At 53.4% G+C, this 16,053-nt stretch carries 17 protein-coding genes; 9 read left to right on the top strand and 8 right to left on the bottom strand.

Features of this window, described 5'->3' with window-relative positions; translation table 11 throughout:
- Positions 1–156: 156 nt before the first annotated feature.
- Complete coding sequence (gene hpsJ-A, locus QJQ48_RS14605; RefSeq protein WP_346291968.1) at positions 157–900, top strand: HpsJ-like protein, cyanoexosortase A-associated; 744 nt, start codon at positions 157–159, stop codon at positions 898–900.
- Between the two features lie 161 nt (positions 901–1,061).
- The gene (locus tag QJQ48_RS14610; RefSeq protein ID WP_346291969.1) at positions 1,062–1,754 is read left to right on the top strand and encodes a glycoside hydrolase family 24 protein; all 693 of its coding nucleotides are present in this window, start codon (positions 1,062–1,064) and stop codon (positions 1,752–1,754) included.
- Positions 1,755–1,818: 64 nt separating this feature from the next.
- On the opposite strand, the gene QJQ48_RS14615 is transcribed toward QJQ48_RS14610, so the two are convergent.
- From QJQ48_RS14615 to QJQ48_RS14625, 3 genes are all read right to left on the bottom strand, one after another.
- On the bottom strand, positions 1,819–2,253 hold the full coding sequence (locus QJQ48_RS14615; protein WP_346291970.1) for a hypothetical protein: 435 nt from the start codon (positions 2,251–2,253) through the stop codon (positions 1,819–1,821).
- A gap of 237 nt (positions 2,254–2,490) precedes the next feature.
- Positions 2,491–3,048: a helix-hairpin-helix domain-containing protein gene (locus QJQ48_RS14620; protein ID WP_346291971.1), complete on the bottom strand. Its 558-nt coding sequence runs from the start codon at positions 3,046–3,048 to the stop codon at positions 2,491–2,493.
- A gap of 36 nt (positions 3,049–3,084) precedes the next feature.
- Positions 3,085–3,474 carry an NINE protein gene (locus QJQ48_RS14625; RefSeq protein WP_346291972.1) on the bottom strand — a complete coding sequence of 130 codons (390 nt, stop codon included), beginning with the start codon at positions 3,472–3,474 and terminating at the stop codon, positions 3,085–3,087.
- Between the two features lie 469 nt (positions 3,475–3,943).
- Between QJQ48_RS14625 and QJQ48_RS14630 the strand changes: the two genes are divergently transcribed.
- The gene (locus tag QJQ48_RS14630) at positions 3,944–4,849 is read left to right on the top strand and encodes a J domain-containing protein (protein ID WP_346291973.1); all 906 of its coding nucleotides are present in this window, start codon (positions 3,944–3,946) and stop codon (positions 4,847–4,849) included.
- Between the two features lie 111 nt (positions 4,850–4,960).
- Complete coding sequence (locus QJQ48_RS14635; RefSeq protein WP_346291974.1) at positions 4,961–5,281, top strand: DUF1825 family protein; 321 nt, start codon at positions 4,961–4,963, stop codon at positions 5,279–5,281.
- A gap of 16 nt (positions 5,282–5,297) precedes the next feature.
- On the opposite strand, the gene QJQ48_RS14640 is transcribed toward QJQ48_RS14635, so the two are convergent.
- Entirely contained in the window at positions 5,298–7,223 is a 1,926-nt protein-coding gene (locus QJQ48_RS14640) for a transglycosylase domain-containing protein (protein WP_346291975.1), read from the bottom strand.
- Between the two features lie 221 nt (positions 7,224–7,444).
- On the opposite strand from QJQ48_RS14640, the gene tyrS reads away from it, so the two are divergent.
- The 4 genes from tyrS (at position 7,445) to QJQ48_RS14660 (ending at position 12,545) form a co-directional block, all read left to right on the top strand.
- Complete coding sequence (tyrS, locus tag QJQ48_RS14645; protein WP_346291976.1) at positions 7,445–8,695, top strand: tyrosine--tRNA ligase; 1,251 nt, start codon at positions 7,445–7,447, stop codon at positions 8,693–8,695.
- The gene (gene pyrF, locus QJQ48_RS14650) at positions 8,695–9,408 is read left to right on the top strand and encodes an orotidine-5'-phosphate decarboxylase (protein ID WP_346291992.1); all 714 of its coding nucleotides are present in this window, start codon (positions 8,695–8,697) and stop codon (positions 9,406–9,408) included. Before tyrS ends, pyrF begins: the two co-directional genes overlap by 1 nt.
- A complete protein-coding gene (locus tag QJQ48_RS14655; RefSeq protein WP_346291977.1) occupies positions 9,409–10,026 on the top strand; it encodes a hypothetical protein in 618 nt (205 codons plus the stop codon).
- 122 nt (positions 10,027–10,148) lie between these two features.
- A complete protein-coding gene (locus QJQ48_RS14660; RefSeq protein ID WP_346291978.1) occupies positions 10,149–12,545 on the top strand; it encodes a heavy metal translocating P-type ATPase in 2,397 nt (798 codons plus the stop codon).
- On the opposite strand, the gene QJQ48_RS14665 is transcribed toward QJQ48_RS14660, so the two are convergent.
- From QJQ48_RS14665 to QJQ48_RS14680, 4 genes are all read right to left on the bottom strand, one after another.
- Positions 12,542–13,867, bottom strand: a complete 1,326-nt coding sequence (locus tag QJQ48_RS14665) for a PhoH family protein (RefSeq protein WP_346291979.1) — start codon at positions 13,865–13,867, stop codon at positions 12,542–12,544. The two genes, QJQ48_RS14660 and QJQ48_RS14665, sit on opposite strands and share 4 nt — an antisense overlap.
- 491 nt (positions 13,868–14,358) lie before the next feature.
- The gene (locus tag QJQ48_RS14670) at positions 14,359–14,739 is read right to left on the bottom strand and encodes a PIN domain-containing protein (protein ID WP_346291980.1); all 381 of its coding nucleotides are present in this window, start codon (positions 14,737–14,739) and stop codon (positions 14,359–14,361) included.
- 7 nt (positions 14,740–14,746) lie between these two features.
- Positions 14,747–15,007, bottom strand: coding sequence for a hypothetical protein (locus tag QJQ48_RS14675; RefSeq protein ID WP_346291981.1), 261 nt, complete (start codon positions 15,005–15,007; stop codon positions 14,747–14,749).
- A gap of 372 nt (positions 15,008–15,379) precedes the next feature.
- Positions 15,380–15,877, bottom strand: coding sequence for a uracil-DNA glycosylase family protein (locus QJQ48_RS14680; RefSeq protein ID WP_346291982.1), 498 nt, complete (start codon positions 15,875–15,877; stop codon positions 15,380–15,382).
- A gap of 76 nt (positions 15,878–15,953) precedes the next feature.
- On the opposite strand from QJQ48_RS14680, the gene QJQ48_RS14685 reads away from it, so the two are divergent.
- Positions 15,954–16,053, top strand: a 100-nt coding sequence (locus QJQ48_RS14685) for a DUF4277 domain-containing protein (protein WP_346291993.1), incomplete at its 3' end; no start/stop codon positions are given.

Here is a 16,053-nt window from a genome sequence, read left to right on the forward strand (position 1 = left end):
GATTTTGCAGCGCGAACCTGCTAACCCGCCGCAGAAGCTGTAAAGCCAAGTGAACCTGCTTAGCCATACTTAATCCTGATCTGCCTAGCGGCAATCGTATGCTTTACATAATTATTCTACTTTCCAGCAATTCAGAAGTTTTACATCAAGAAAGTAATGGCTAACGCAGAAACTGAACAATTAACCCAAGCGGTTAGACAGCTTTGGAAAGCTAGAACTGCCTGGAATCGGTCAGTCCAGCCGATGCACTGGATCGGTTATGGGCTAATCCTGCTAGCATTGATCGACTTGGGCGAAATTCTAATTCCACCTGTCCTATTCAACCCCAACTGGGAGTTTCAGGCTTTAGGGCAAATTATTGAGCGGGCACCCGTTGCCTTAATTGGTTTTGCCTTTATCTTTTTAGGCGAAAAAGAGGAGCGTGCCCGCTGGGAACTTTTGCTGTTGCCCGTTTTTTCATGGCTGCTCTTACTGATTGGAATTGCCCATCTGTTGCTCATTCCGCTGGGCGTTGCCAATACGGTGCGTATCGATCGGCAGAATGTCACCCAAATTGAAACTCAGGCCAATGAGCTAGGCCAGCAGATTCAGCAGGCTAAAACCGAGATTGCCGGTATCAGCTCACAAGAAGATCTAGAGCAGCTCATTGCGCAGCTAACGGCCCAGAACGCAGTGCCTAATATTCCAGATGAACAGTCTTTGCCCTCGCTCAAGGATGAATTACTCTCCTCAATTGAAGAGAACGAGGCGGTATTGTCTTCCCAGGTTCAGGAAAGTATTGCTTCTCGGCGTCAAAGTCTTTTAGAAAAATCCTTTAAGTGGAATTTGGGGGCGCTGATTACAGGCGTTATCTATCTGACAATGTGGCGCAGCAGCCAGTGGGCTAGAACCCGTAAGTAGGCGTACGAACAGTTTATTGGCTCGAACTAACTGCAGACTAGCGCCGATGGCAAAAGTGGTCTGTAGTCAATGAGCTAAGATAGCGGCAGAGCGAATCTACTCCGGGTCGCTGTTGCAGAACCCGACCAGTCTTTCCCAAACTTGTGCCTTCTCCCGCCTCTATGCCTGAAGCTAAAAGCGTTTCTTCCGATACCTCAGCGCCGCCGCGCCGTGAAGATCATGGGCCGCTGTTGATTACGGCCCTGATGTTTTTGGGGGTAGCCTGGCTGATCTCTCGCTGGATTCCGTATTCTCAGCCCGCTTTGCTGGGTGGATACAACAACTGGACTGAAACCCCAATTCCGCTAGTTATGCAGGGAGGCGATCCCTATATCCGAGCGCTGATGCGTACTATCTCGGCCAGCGAGTCCAACTTAGCCCATCCCTATCACGTGCTGTATGGAGGCGATCGCGTTCAAGATTTGAGCCAGCACCCCGATCAGTGCGTGCCTATTGTAGCCGGGCCTAACCTAGGAGACTGCACCACAGCCGCAGGCCGCTATCAGTTTTTGACAACGACCTGGCTGGACAAAGCAGAAGCCTATCATCCCAGCCCGCCCGCCTGGTTTGAGTTCTGGACAGCCTACAGTTTTGAACCCCAGTATCAGGACTGGGTCGTTTACCAGTGGCTCAGCGATGAGCAAGCCTGGGGCGTCAGTCTCTCAGATCTACTGCGTCAAGGCGAAATTTATACGGTACTAGAAATGCTTTCTGGTACTTGGACAAGCTTAGGCTATGGCATCGAAGACAATAGTATGAGCGCTTATTTGCCGCAGATCTACGATGAAATGCTGCAGGAAGAATTAGCCCGATAATTTAAACCATTTAAACCAGAAATCGTCTGCCAGGGAGAGTGCCACAGGCAGGGCAAAAATCCGCTTAAAAGCGCCGCACCCGCCCGGTAAAGCCTGATGCCTTAAACTGCTCTAGCTTGAGCGGAGTGGGCTGATTGGCAGGCACTGAAACGCGCAGCTCAAAGTCGCTTTCTCCTGGCGGCACTTCGTCAATAGAGCCTAAACGATTGCGATTTTGCATGACCGGATTGGCATTAGCATCATAAATGCGGCCAAAAATATCGGCGTTGAGAACTGGCTTACCGGAGTTGTTAATCGCCTTGCCGTAGACCAAGAAGCAGTTGGCTTCAAGGCTGCTGCCGCTACCTACCAGTCCCTGAGAGAGTTCTTCCGGGCAGGTTTTGTAGTCCAAATCTGTCAGCTCTATTGCAGTTAAGGCATGAGCAGGTGGAACAAGCAGCCAGCTCATCACCCATAAGCAGCCAGCCAGAATCGCGATCGCCACAGCTCGCAGTTGCATGAATTTCCCCTAAAACTTTGAATTAATACCAATTTCCAAAACACCTTCAGCTTACCGTGAACCCACCGATGACTACACGGTCTTTTGGCGGATAGCGGCTGCAAAGCGGGTGCTGGTACAGAGCTGTTGCTGGCTGCTGGCTGCAGTGACAACAGGGGCTATGGACTTAGGACCCGCTAGCAGACTACAAGCGAATACCAGCTCCCTCACAAAGCGGACACTGCTTGTTCTATCGCCTTAGAAAGCCAAGTAGTGCAGCAGCGTCTCGACCAGGGCTGCTGGCAGTCCCAAGCGCTGCTGCAGGTCAGCTAAATGGGTATAAGCCTTGATGCGACGGCCTGCAATAATTCGACGTGCTAGATACAGGTCAATCGCTGGAATGCGAAGCAGCTGCTCTAGAGTCGCGGTGTTGGGATTGAGCCGCTGAATTTGGCCAGGACTGTCTGGATCGTAAAAGCAGAACTGCAGAATAGGCGTTAGCGGACTGAGACGCTCCACTGAAGTGTTGAGAGCTGCCGCTAGCGCCTCCAAAGAATGTATCTGTACGCCTGACTGGGTGAGCGCTGCCAGCAGACGGGCCTGATGAATTGAAATACCCGGTAGACGTAGCCAGTCGTCTACAGTGGCCCGGTTAACGTCGATGCGAATGCCCAGCCGGGCGGCCTGTGTCACTTCTGTGATGGACTGAAAGCGATAGAAGGGATCTTCTCGCAACTGCGATCGCGGCGGCTGTAAGTGAGCCTGAAATGATTGCTTAAGCTGTTGCCAAGCCGATGGCCGAGGGGACGAATTCATAGCTGCTCATTGGGAGCGGATTGCCTATAGGCCATACTAGGCGATTTGATCTAGCAGATGGCGTCGTTTTTGCTCAAACTCGTATTCTGAAATCAAGCCTTCCTGCCGCAGTAAATCTAGCTCTCTGAGGGCGGTAGCGATCGCGCTCACCTGTCCAGGATTAATCGCTTCCGGCTGGACTGGCGCGGGGGTAGAGGCAATGCGAGCGATAAAATCTTCGTCACTCAGCATCAAATACCAAACCCCTTCAATGGCGCTGGCAATGCGGGGAATCTGCGTCCAGCCTAGCAGCAGATACAAGATGCCCCAAAAAGGCTGACCCAGGTAAAACTTGTGCAGCCCAGAGACAGGAATGGGCATCGGCTCAAGCGCGCTCAGAATAGCTAAAGCTGCCGCCACTTTACGATTTCTAGGAAAAGCTAACATAAGCGGATTGTGTAATTAGCAAAGACAGGCCAGCGGCGATCGCCTAAACTTAGAGCCGTTTGAGGTCATCAGCAACCTGGCGGAAGTCTCAGTACCCTATGTGCTCCTATGATAGTGAGAAAAGCTGCGCTTTTGCCTGAATCTCCTGTAAGCTACCAGCTTGATAACAAGGCTACAGAACCAATAACCCAATCATTAAGATGATTAACAAAATCGCCGCCTAGCCTTTGAGGATGACATGCTCAGATCGAACAGCCCCGGCCTCTTAATTTTGGTGCAACCCGCTTGAAGTCCTCTAAATTTCATTATCCTAGTGTTTAGCTGAGCTTTCTTTCCAACGAGTTTTTGGGCCCCCAGCGTGATTGGCTGTTAGTCCGTGGCTGCATCTAGATTGACCCGTTGGCCGTAGAACTCACATCAAGGGTGTTGCTAATATCATCGGCTTTAGTTTGCTCCACGCGATCGCTGCATGTCACAAAAAGCTTTTTCCCAAGACTGGCTCAAAAAATTTGCCGATCCATACGCTATTCTTGGCGTTTCGGTTGCAGCCGATGAGCGCCGCATCCTTAAACGCTATCGCCAGGTCGCCAAGCGCTTGCATCCCGATATCTTGGCAACCCACGATGCTTCAGTCCAGGAGTTTTCCCAGCAGCTTTTAGCCAGACTAGTGAACCCAGCCTATCAGCGCCTCAAGCAGGATAAAGGCCGGGCTGAGACATTAGCCACGCTGCGATTTAAGGTGCGTCGCCTCAGCCGTGAAGGCCGTCTCATTCCCTCAGGACAGCTGGCCCAAAAGCTAATGCAAACTGAAGAGACTGAGGTAGATGTTTTTTATGAAAAAGCGCTCACCGACTTGTGTACAGCTCAGTACAGTTCGGCAACGGCTTTTGAACAGTCAACCCATCAGCTTTCAGAGCTTAACCTGGTCTACCTGCGCCGCAAGATGGGCGATCCCATCATTCGGGAGAAGCGTTCTGGGCTGGTAGCTGCCGCCGATACTAGCCAAGTTTCTCTTTCGCAAAAGCCCAAAACTGAAACCGAAGCGCCCTCGATCAACTACGCTGAGCGCCATGCCGATCGGGCCAGAGAATATCTGATGAAGGGCAGTCCGGTTCATGCAGTTCAAGAACTGCGGGATGCTGTGCGCATAGAGCCTAAAAACAGCGTTTATCATACCCTCTTAGGACAGGCTTATCTCTTGCAAAATTTGACGGGCATGGCTAAAGTCCATTTTCGCCAAGCGCTTAAGCTTGACATCAAAAATTCAACTGCCCTGAAGTATGCCAAGCAGCTTGATATTGATTTGAGCGAGCTGAACGGTCACACAGCTAAAAAACGTCGCAAAGGACTTTTGGGCCTATTCTTCCGTGATTGAGTCTGCCCTAGGGCGCAGCGAGTAGGGATATCTCACCTTTGCGCCCACTCCCCAAAACTCTTACGCTGAACTTATCCACGAAATATTGCGTCAAGCACCGATCGGGAAAAAATGGGATTTTTTGACTCCGAAATTGTTCAACAAGAAGCTATGAAGCTTTTTCAGGATTATCAGTCCCTGATGCAGCTTGGTGGCGATTATGGCAAATTTGATCGCGAAGGCAAGAAGCTCTATATCCAGCAGATGGAAGCCATCATGGAGCGCTATCGCATTTTCATGAAGCGGTTTGAGCTGTCAGACGACTTTATGGCTCAAATGACCGTAGAGCAGCTGAAAACCCAGCTTGATCAGTTTGGCATGACGCCCCAGCAGATGTTCGATCAGATGAATCGAACCCTGGAGCGAATGAAGGCTGAAATCAAAGAAGTTTGAGCTTCGCAAGACGCTGCTAAGGACGAACAAACTCAGACGGACTGCGGAAATTTTCTACAGGCACATCTGTCAACGCCTGCTGCATGAAGTCTTGCCAAATGGGTGCTACATAGCCGCCCCCTGTGGCCCCCGCACCCAGCGGCGAATAATCATCATTACCGACCCAAACGGCAGTGGCTAGCTGAGGTACATAGCCCACAAACCAGATATCTCTTTGCGAGTCAGTGGTTCCGGTTTTACCCGCCGCCGGACGTCCGATCTGAGCCGAGCGCCCCGTACCGCTGTTGATCACGCCCTGGAGTACGCTAGTGAGCGCGGCTGTTGCCCAGGGATCTAAAACAAGCTGGGGTTTGGGCGTATTATCCAAGAGGACGCCGCCGGTAGAATCGGTCACTTGAATAATTAAGGTCGGATCTGAGTGCCAGCCGTTACTCGCAAACGTGGCATAGGCTCCCGCCATTTCTAAGGGCGTTAGATCGACTGCGCCCAACGGCAGAGAAATAACTGGCTCCATAGGGCTAGCAATTCCTAAGGTGCGGCAGATCTGGATGATTTTATCGATGCCAACGGCCTGTCCTAGCTTAATCGCCGGGACGTTGCGGGAAAGCTCCAGGGCCTTGCGCAGAGAAATGCTGCCCATGAAGGAGCCATCATAGTTCCGAGGTGAATAGGATTCGTAACCATCGGGGTAGCTGACTGGCGTATCGGCGATCGCGCTTTCAGGGGCATAGCGACCGGACGCAAAAGCGGCGTAGTAAACAAAGGGCTTGAAAGCAGATCCAGGCTGGCGCTGAGCCTGTACGGCCCGGTTGAACTGGCTATCTTGGTAGTCAACGCCGCCCACTAACGCTTTAACAAAGTGCGTACGCGGATCGACCGCCACCAAAGCTATCTGATCGGCGTAGAGTCCCCGCCCTCTCAGAACAGAATAGTTGCGCTTGACAGTCTCTTCAGCAATGCGCTGGAAGTTGAGATTGATGGTGGTTTGAACCCGCATTCCCCCTTTGAGAATAGCCTCTTGGCCAAACTGATCGGTCAGCTCCTGCACTACTGCCTCCGTGATCCAGGGAGACTGGCTAGAGCGGAATGAAGTGATTTCACCAATCAGCAGCGGCTGGGCTTTGGCCGCGGCTTCTTCATCAGAGGTAATCCACTGAAGCTGTCGCATCCGGCTCAGCACTAGGGCTTGGCGGCGCTTGGCCTCCTGATAGTCAACAAAAGGACTAAACTCCTCCGGAGCCTGAATTAGACCCGCCATCATGGCTGATTCTGCCAGGGTCAGCTCCGTCGCTGACTTATTAAAGTAGCTTTGGGCCGCAGTTTCTACGCCATAGGTGTTGTGTCCCCAATACACCTGATTGAGGTACATTTCTAGAATCTGATTTTTATCAAAAATCTGCTCTAGTCGCAGGGCCAAAACGGCCTCGGCTAGCTTTCGGCTGACGGTGCGATCGGGGCTGAGAAACAGGTTCTTCACCAGCTGCATGGTGATAGTCGATCCCCCTTCCACTGTGGCTCCCGCCTGCATGTTGGCAAGCAGGGCGCGGGCAACGCTGCTGGGGTTAATACCTTTGTGGGTGTAGAAGTAGCTGTCCTCAATAGCTAAGACTGCTCGCTTCAAGTCGGGTGAAATATCGTTGAGGTCAACCACCTCGCGGTTAGCTTCGTCGTGCAGACTGTCGAGCAGGGTGCCGTTGATGTCGTAGATATAGCTGGTTTCGGTGGGCAGGTAGTTGCGCAGAATTCGCACATCTGGCAGGTTGCGAAAGCTAACGGCTAAACCGACTAAACCGCCCGCCACGATAGCACTGGTGAGCATGGTAGCCCCCAAAATGCTGGCAGTCGCAACTTGGCCTACGTCTTGCACAAACTTGAGAACGTCTAATGTAGACTGACGTCGAGCCGGTCGCGATCGCGTTTGGCGGACAGTATTCGTTGACACTGTTTTTTTACTTCCCTTATCAACAGGTTTGAAAAATTCTTGGATTCTGAAAATTATAAAGGGCTAATTGAGGAGTGACATCTTACCCGTCTGCGAAATCTGCAAAATTTGCGATTGGCCTTCAGGATAAAGCAAGCAGACCATTCCTGCCATAGAATAGCTAAGGTTTTGTTACGCTATTCAGCGGTAGCTCTGCTTGATCGGGAGAATCATTGAAAATTATGGCGGTTAACGGTTCTGTGCAGTCCCCGCAGTTTGGCACAATCCCAGAGGAGTTTCAATGGATCTACCGGGGCGTGAGCGAGGTTTTTCCTCAGCAGCCAGCCAGCCAGGATCCCAATCAAAATCTGATGCAGCGGCTATTGCAGAGTGATCGCCCGCTGCGGGTTAAATTGGGCATTGATCCCACCGGCGCCGAGATTCATGTCGGCCACAGCATTCCGGTGCGTAAGCTGAGAGCCTTCCAGGATGCGGGCCATACGGCAGTGCTGATCATTGGCGACTTCACCGCTCGCATTGGCGATCCAGAGGGCAAGTCAGAAGTGCGCAAGCAGCTAACCGAGGCTGAGGTCAGAGCCAACGCCGAAACCTACCTGGAGCAGGTGAGGCCCATTTTAGACTTCGATACGCCGGGGCGTTTGGAGGTGCGCTACAACTCCGAATGGCTGGCAGCGCTCGATCTCGCCAAGATTCTAGAGCTACTGGCGACGATGACGGTAGGGCAAATGCTAGCCAAAGAAGGCTTTGCCCAGCGCTACGGCCAGGAAACGCCGATTTATCTGCACGAGTTTATGTACCCGCTGATGCAGGGCTACGATTCAGTGGCGGTGCAGTCAGATGTGGAGCTAGGCGGCACTGACCAAAAGTTTAATATTGCCGTGGGCCGCGATCTGCAGCGTCATTTCGGCCTCAAGCCCCAGTTTGGCATGTTGCTGCCGCTGCTGCTGGGCACAGACGGTACCCAGAAGATGTCTAAGTCTTTGGGTAACTATGTAGGCCTGCAGGAAGACGCCCTGTCGATGTACTCCAAGCTGGAAAAAATACCCGACAACTTAATTGAGTCTTACTTTGAGCTGCTGACTGACCTGCCGCTGGCGCATCTGCCAGCAAATCCCCGCGATCGCCAAAAATCCCTAGCCTTGGAAATAACCGGCCAATACCGGGGCTCAGCCGCAGCCCAGCAGGCCCAGCAGGATGCCCTCACCCTGACTCAGGGACAGACAAACAGCGCTGAAAACGTGCCAGAGTTTTCCTTAGGCGAAGTGGCCTTTCCGGCCAAGATCTTTTATATCGTTGGCGCTAGTGGTCTGTGCAAATCCAGCAGTGAAGCCCGCCGCCAAATTCATGGCGGGGCGGTGAAGCTAGAGGGCGAGCGGGTTGAGGATCCGAACTTGACCTTTGAATCTCCTGAGGCTTTGGCCGGAAAAGTCTTACAGATGGGCAAAAAGAAGTTTGTACGCCTAGTGAAATGATGTCTCCTGCTGAGCGAATTATTGTGCCGCTGGATGTGGCTAGCGAAAAAGAAGCGATCGCCCTAGTGCAGCAGCTCCCAGCCGTTAGCTTTTGGAAGGTGGGTTTGGAACTGTTTGTCAGCAGCGGCCCCGGTGTCCTGTCCTATCTTAAAGACCAGGGAAAGCGCATCTTTTTGGACTTAAAGTTTCACGACATCCCTAACACGATGGCTGGCGCTTGTCGGGCTGCTGCTGCCTACGGCGTCGATTTGATGACGGTACATGCCCCGGCTGGCCGGACAGCCCTACAGCAGGCGCAGCAGGCGGCTGTGGCCGGTGCAGCCGCCTGCGGGTATCCGCCTCCTAACCTAATCGCCGTGACGGTACTCACTAGCCTAGATGCGCGATCGCTGGCCTTTGAGCTCAAGATTCCTTTGGAGCTGTCTGACTATGCTTTGCAAATGGCGCTGCTGGCCCAGGAAAGCAGTCTCGCCGGAATCGTTTGCTCTCCCCATGAGGCAGACCTGCTTAGACGTACCTGCGGAGACGACTTTTTGCTGGTATGTCCGGGGGTGCGACCCGACTGGGCCGCTAAAGGCGATCAGCGCCGGGTGATGACCCCTGCTCAGGCGATCGCAGCGGGGGCTAGCTACCTAGTCATTGGCCGACCGATTACAGCCGCAGATGACCCCTGCGCCGCGTTTGAGCGCATTTGTCAGGAGTTGGCGATCTAGATGTCAGGCGCGCGCTTCAAGAGATGGGCGCTAGTGGGGGCGATCGCCAGCACGCATCTGCTGCCGCTTAGCTGGGCCGCTCCCGCTGTAGCAGATGAAGCAGCCTCAACCCCGCTGCGGCCTCAGGTAGCCTGTCCCGCTCAGTTAGAAACCGTGGTCGCGGGGCTGCTGCGGGACTTACCCAGCTACAGCAACCGGGTGATTCAGCGCAGCTCTGGCCCTTTCCGCGAAATTCAGCGACCGACAACGGTTCTAATCACTAGCCAGCCAGAGTTTCAGCCGCTAGACCTCGATCGCTGGACTTATACCTTTGACGCTGACACTGAGGATCTGGTTTATCAAATTTTCTTTACGACTCTAGAGCGCCAATACGTCGATCTAAGGGCCGTCGAGCTGCAGCACTACCACTGGCTATTCCTGACTCGCAGCCACGCAGAAGGCAACGACTGGCGGCTGGCCTTCATGCTTTCGCGGCAGGGGGATTATCCCAATTTAGGCCGCGTGCTGACGCCGCCAATTGACAGCACCTATGGGGCCATTGGCCGCGCCGTCCAGCTTTGGCTCAGGGACTGTCGAGCCCAGGCGATTAAGCCGATTGAAACTGAATCAGCCTTTTAGGCTAGACATTGAGCAAATCAGAAATCTGCAGATATTGCTGCCCCTATTTGAGTTAAAAGCGATATTTCTATCAGAATAGATAGGAGACTCTGTATTGCTCATTTAGATTAGGCTGCCTGTCTGTGACTTCAACCGCTAGCCGTCCGGCTGACCCGAACAAAGCGATCGCGCCTGCCTCTGCTACTGAAACCATCGTGCTCGATGTCAGCGGCATGAAATGTGCTGGCTGCGTGCGCGTGGTAGAACAAAAGCTGCTGCAGTGTGAAGGCGTGATCTCAGCCACCGTAAACTTAGTCACTGAGGTGGCCGCTGTTGACTACCAGGCCGGGCAAGCCGATCCGCAGACGATAGCCCAGCAGATTACCGAGGCCGGATTTCCTAGCCAGCCGCGCGGTGACGACAGCGCCATTGCCGAATCCGACCGGGCTCAAGCATGGGCCGCCCGCAAGCAGCAGGAAAATCGGCAGCAGCTTCAGCAGCTCGCGATCGCCGGTGTTCTGCTCGCCCTGTCCACGCTGGGGCATCTGAGACACTTTGATGTCGTGATTCCGGTGCTGAGCCATATCTGGTTTCACGCCGGGTTGGCGACGCTGGCCCTAGCTCTACCGGGGCGATCGCTGCTGGTTGACGGCTGGCAAGGACTGCGCCACGGCGCTCCTAACATGAATACCCTAGTGGGGCTAGGAACAGTGAGCGCCTATGTCACTAGCCTGGTTGCTCTCCTGTGGCCGCAGCTGGGCTGGGAGTGCTTCTTTGACGAGCCGGTCATGCTGCTGAGCTTCATTCTGCTGGGGCGAACCCTAGAGCAAAGAGCGCGTTATCGGGCCGCTGATTCGCTGCAGTCATTGATTGCCCTTCAGCCTCAGGTTGCCCGCTTGGTGCCCAATCCAGAGGCGGCTGTAGCCGAGCAGCGAGGTGTAGAAATTCCGGCGGGACAGGTGCAGGCTGGGGACTGGCTGCAGGTGTTGCCGGGTGAAAAAATTCCGGTAGACGGCATCTTGGAAACGGGACAAACCACCATAGATGAGTCAATGCTGACTGGCGAATCGCTGCCAGTGCTCAAGCAGCCGGGCGACAAAGCGATCGCGGGTACCCTCAACCAGACCGGGGCCATCGTCCTGCAGGTGAGCGAAACCGGGCAAAACACGGTGCTAGCCCGCATGATTGACCTGGTGGAAACGGCCCAGACCCGCAAAGCGCCGATTCAAGGGCTGGCTGATGTCATTTCTGGCTACTTTACCTACGGCGTCCTGACCCTCGCAACGCTGACCTTTCTGTTCTGGTACTTCATTGGGCTACCGCTCTGGCCGGAGGTGATGCCTGCCGTGCTGGGCCAAGCCCATATGGGTCATGCCGCAATGGGTGAGCCTTCAGCGCTGCTGATTAGCCTCAAGCTGGCGATCGCGGTGCTAGTCGTTGCCTGTCCCTGTGCTCTGGGCCTCGCGACGCCGACGGCTATTCTGGTAGGCTCCGGCATTGGGGCTGAGTGTGGCTTGCTGATTCGCGGCGGCGATGTTTTAGAAAGGGTGCATCGCTTAGATACGCTGGTGTTTGATAAAACCGGAACGCTCACCCAGGGGCAGCCTGACATTACTGACTGCTTGCCATTGCAGCCTAATTTAGATCCTGATGTACTGCTGCAGCTAGCCGCCGCCGTCGAGCAGGGAACGCGGCATCCGCTGGCGATCGCAATTGAACGACAGGCCCAGAAACTAGCGTTAGAGAGTTTAGCCGCCGAGGATTTTCAGACGGCAGCTGGGGCTGGCATTGCGGCCACTGTCACCTGGCAGGGTAAGGCCCAAACCGTTTTAGTCGGCAATGCTGCTTGGCTAGAGCAGCACAGTATTGCGGTAGAGGCGGCCCGCGATCGCGCCGCTGCGCTGTTGCAGCAGGGCAAAACGGTGGTCTATGTGGCCGTGGCGGGGCAGCTTGCCGGATTGCTGGCCGCTGCCGATCAGCTCCGCCCGGAAGCCGCCACAACCCTAGCCGAGCTACAGCAGCTCGGCCTAAAAATTCAAATTCTCACTGGCGATCAGCCAGCGGCGGCTGAGGCGATCGCCCAGACTTTAAACATTAGCGCCGACTGCGTGTTAGCCGAGATGACCCCAGCAGGCAAAGTAGAGGCGATCGCCAATCTGCAAGATCAAGGACGCACCATTGCCATTGTCGGCGATGGCATCAACGACGCCCCCGCTCTGGCGCGAGCTGATGTCGGCATTGCCCTCACCTCTGGCACCGACGCCGCGATGGAGGCGGCTGATATTGTCCTCATGCGCGATCGCCTCAGCGATGTTTTAGAAGCGATTCGCCTCAGCCGCGCTACCTTTAACAAAATTCGTCAGAACCTGGGCTGGGCCTTCACCTACAATCTGGTAGGGATTCCCCTGGCCGCTGGCATTCTGTTGCCCGCCTACGGGGTTAGCCTCAGCCCAGCCGTGGCAGGCGGACTGATGGCCTTTAGCTCCGTCAGCGTTGTGCTCAATTCGCTGCTGCTGCGCTGGCAGTTTCAGCCGGACTAAAGCAAAATTGAGGCCCGATCGGCCAAGGGCGATCGCTCGCCCCGCTGCAGCAGAATGTGTCCGGCTAGCGGCTCGGACTTGAAGCGCTCAACCACGTAGCTGAGACCGTTACTCGCCGCATCCACGTAGGGATTGTCAATCTGATTGACATCGCCTGTCAGCACAATCTTGGTGCCTTCCCCGGCCCGTGTCAGAATTGTCTTAACTTCGTGAGGGGTTAGATTCTGGGCCTCGTCTACGATAAAAAACTGCTGGGGCAAAGTGCGCCCACGAATGTAGGTCAGCGGTTCAATCTGCAGCAGCCCCCGCTCAATCAGTTCTTCGTGTCCCCGCCGCCAGTAGCTGGGGCGATCGCTCGTTACTTGCGTACCAAAAATCAGGTCAAAATTGTCGTAGAGGGGCTGCATCCAGGGCGTCAGCTTTTCTCCCACGTCGCCAGGCAAATAGCCGAGATCCTTGCCCATCGGCACAATCGGTCGGGCAATCAGCAGACGGCTGTACAAACCGTCATCGGCTACCTTTTGCAGCCCAGCGGCGATCGCCAGCAGGGTTTTGCCCGTCCCGGCTTTGCCCACCAGCGTCACTAACGGTACGTTGTCATTCAGCAATAGATTGAGGGCAAACTGCTGTTCGCGGTTGCGGGGCTGAATCCGCGACACGCCGACTTTGGGCAGTTTAGCTAGCGGAATCACCTTATGGCTGGTAGGCTCCACCGTTGCCAGGGCTGTATGAGACGGATCTGCTCTGTCAGTCAGCACTACCGCCTGATTGGGGGCCACCGGCTGCGCTAGCTCCGTAACGCCAATTTGCTGCAGTTCATCAATTGCCGCCGCCTCTACTGTTGCCTCGACAATGCCCGTGTAAAAGTCAGAAACGTCAATTTTGTCAGTCGTATAGTCTTCTGCAATCAGCCCCAAGGTGTCGGCCTTAATGCGCAGATTAGTGTCTTTGCTCACGAGCACCACCGGGCAGTCACAGTGATGCTTCAGCTCTAGGGCTACGGCTAAAATGGCGTTATCGTCGCTATCGCCTTCCAGTTCCGGCGGCAGCTTCAGCAGCGTTTCCCGGTGACACAGCGCCACCCGCAGCGTTCCGCCCGAATCTAGGGAAATGCCCTGAGTCAAGCTGCCTCGCCTTCTCAGATCGTCTAGCATCCGCGAAGCTTGGCGGGCATTGCGCCCGGTTTCTTCCATTCGCTTTTTAAAGCGATCGAGTTCTTCAATAATAGTGATGGGCAGCACCACGTCATTGTCCTGAAATCCCAACATTGCATCTGGCTCATGCAAAAGAACATTGGTGTCCAGAACGAAGGTTTTTTTCATGCTGACAGCAGACGGGGCGAACGATGAGTAAATTTGTATCCTACAACAGGGAGCGGGCTGGAGGATAGGGGAGATGAGGGAGATGGGGGAGATGAGGGAGATAGGGGAGGAGACAGCAAGCGCTTCCAAAATGACGGCTGTTCTCGCTCAAGTCGCTCAGTACCGTTTGAGACTGTACGAAAGACTTAATTTTTACCCGTCAGCTTTGCGTATTTGAGGCAATGATACGCGCTTGCATAGTCTACTATGCGCTTGTTGGCGAATTTACGATCGGACACGAAGCGACCAAGCTGAGCGATTATCTGAAATAAGATTGCAACATGCAATTCTTATAAAACCAACCTGAGTCCTATTCGTCCCACAGACCACATTCAAGCTACAGCCAACACGACTAAACAGCCAGCTAACGGTGAAGTTGTGCGGCGGCAGACGACCTCGAACACCCACCGATAACCTCTATACCGTCCGCACCAATGAGGTGTTAGGCGGCTTTAGCGACTGTAGGGTTGATCCAGGCTCAAGCCTGAGATGACTTGGTAGTGCTTTACGTTGAAAGTACAGAGGGTTGCGCTACGCCCAACAGCACAGGCCGCAATCAAGGCATCAATCAAACCAACCTTATGAGACAGATGATAAGCGGTGAAATCAGACAAAGCCCGAGCACAGTCAGTTTCGGTCGGCCAAATGATGGTCAAAGGCGCTACAAGCTGTAAGACTTTCCGCACCTGCTGTTTGTTCTGAGCGTCCTGAATTAATTCCATCACCACAAAGCCTGGGATGCTCGGCAGCGCTGGGACAGAGGCAAACCAAGCCAGTGCTGGCGCATACCCCCGCTGAATGTCGATTATGACATCGGTATCAACCAGGTACATTCGCTACCTAAGCCCGCTCACGATGTTCAGTTTGGTCACGCAACCGGCGGGCGTACTCCTGGCTGTCAGTAATATCAGGCCGAGAGTTGATAACCCCGACGCTTTCCCAGTAGGCAACTAGCTCCACGCCTGTTTTGGGAGGATTTTGCAGAAAAGGGCGAAAGGAGAGAACGCGAAGAATATACTCTGCTAGAGGCAATTTAAGTTGAGAAGCCTCAGCAGAAAGCTCATTCTCTAGCTCTACTGGTAAATCCAAGGAGATAGTCATAACACTCAGCTCTCCTATATCTTGCGTTTAGTAGACAACGCCGTGATTATTCTCGGCACAACTTTGGCAGATACCATCATTATGCATCCAACCACGGGGTTTCCGCTTCCCACATTCCTGGCAAACTTTAAAGTACTGCTCATTATCTAAAATCTCCTGAATTTTGGAATCCAATTCCTGAGATGAGAAGGTTTGCGGGAGTACAGAGGCTACTGTCCAACTAGATACGGGTTCATGAGGATGTGGCCAGGATATACCGCGAACAAGGAGCTGAATTCCATCATTGCCTTTTTTGACTTGCTATGAATTCAGAAATAATTTCTTTATCGTTCATGATTTAGAATGCAATTATTAATACTTAGGCTAAACTCATCAGATACTTTTAGGTAACACCTTTGAGATCTCAGAACTCCAGTATGCCAATTTATTTTCGTGGGTAGGAGATTGATTCATCAACTTTTTCCAAGTTCCATTGGCAGCGCCACTAGGGTGAGGAAAAATCAAGTGCTGAATGTTGAGATCTAATTCCTTAACGCTATTCGCTGACTCCTTTCCCCACGTTACTAGAGCAACGGGATTCATAGCCAGAATCTCTACTTTCAAGGTACTTATAAACTTTTCTTGATCTACTCTCGGCAGTTTTACACCGTGGTAAGGGCGATTCGGATCACAAACCCAGACTTTATAAACATCTGTCAAATATACTCTGTAGCATAAGGTCAACAGGGCAACGATCATCTCAAAGTAAAGCTTTGTACGCCCAAGAATTTCACGAGAACCCTTGTGATGTAAACCATAAGGAGTGCCAAGGCTTATCTGTTCAGAATCTTGATCACTCTTGGAATCTTGGCCAAGGATAACAACCTGCATTCCGCAGGTTGACAATGAATAAGAAAGGTGGTGTGCCGTAGAGTAGAAGCAGCCCTCAAGAGAATGGATGCATCGGTTGAAGATAGAGAATCTGGATCACCTAGGCTTGGTTGCTGGGATGGTGGACGAGTTGGGACTGGTGGAACTGACCAACGCACAATTAGGCCAGCATAAGC

It is taken from the genome of Sphaerothrix gracilis Ecp01 (genome assembly GCF_030405905.1).
GTDB lineage: Bacteria > Cyanobacteriota > Cyanobacteriia > Phormidesmidales > Phormidesmidaceae > Sphaerothrix > Sphaerothrix gracilis.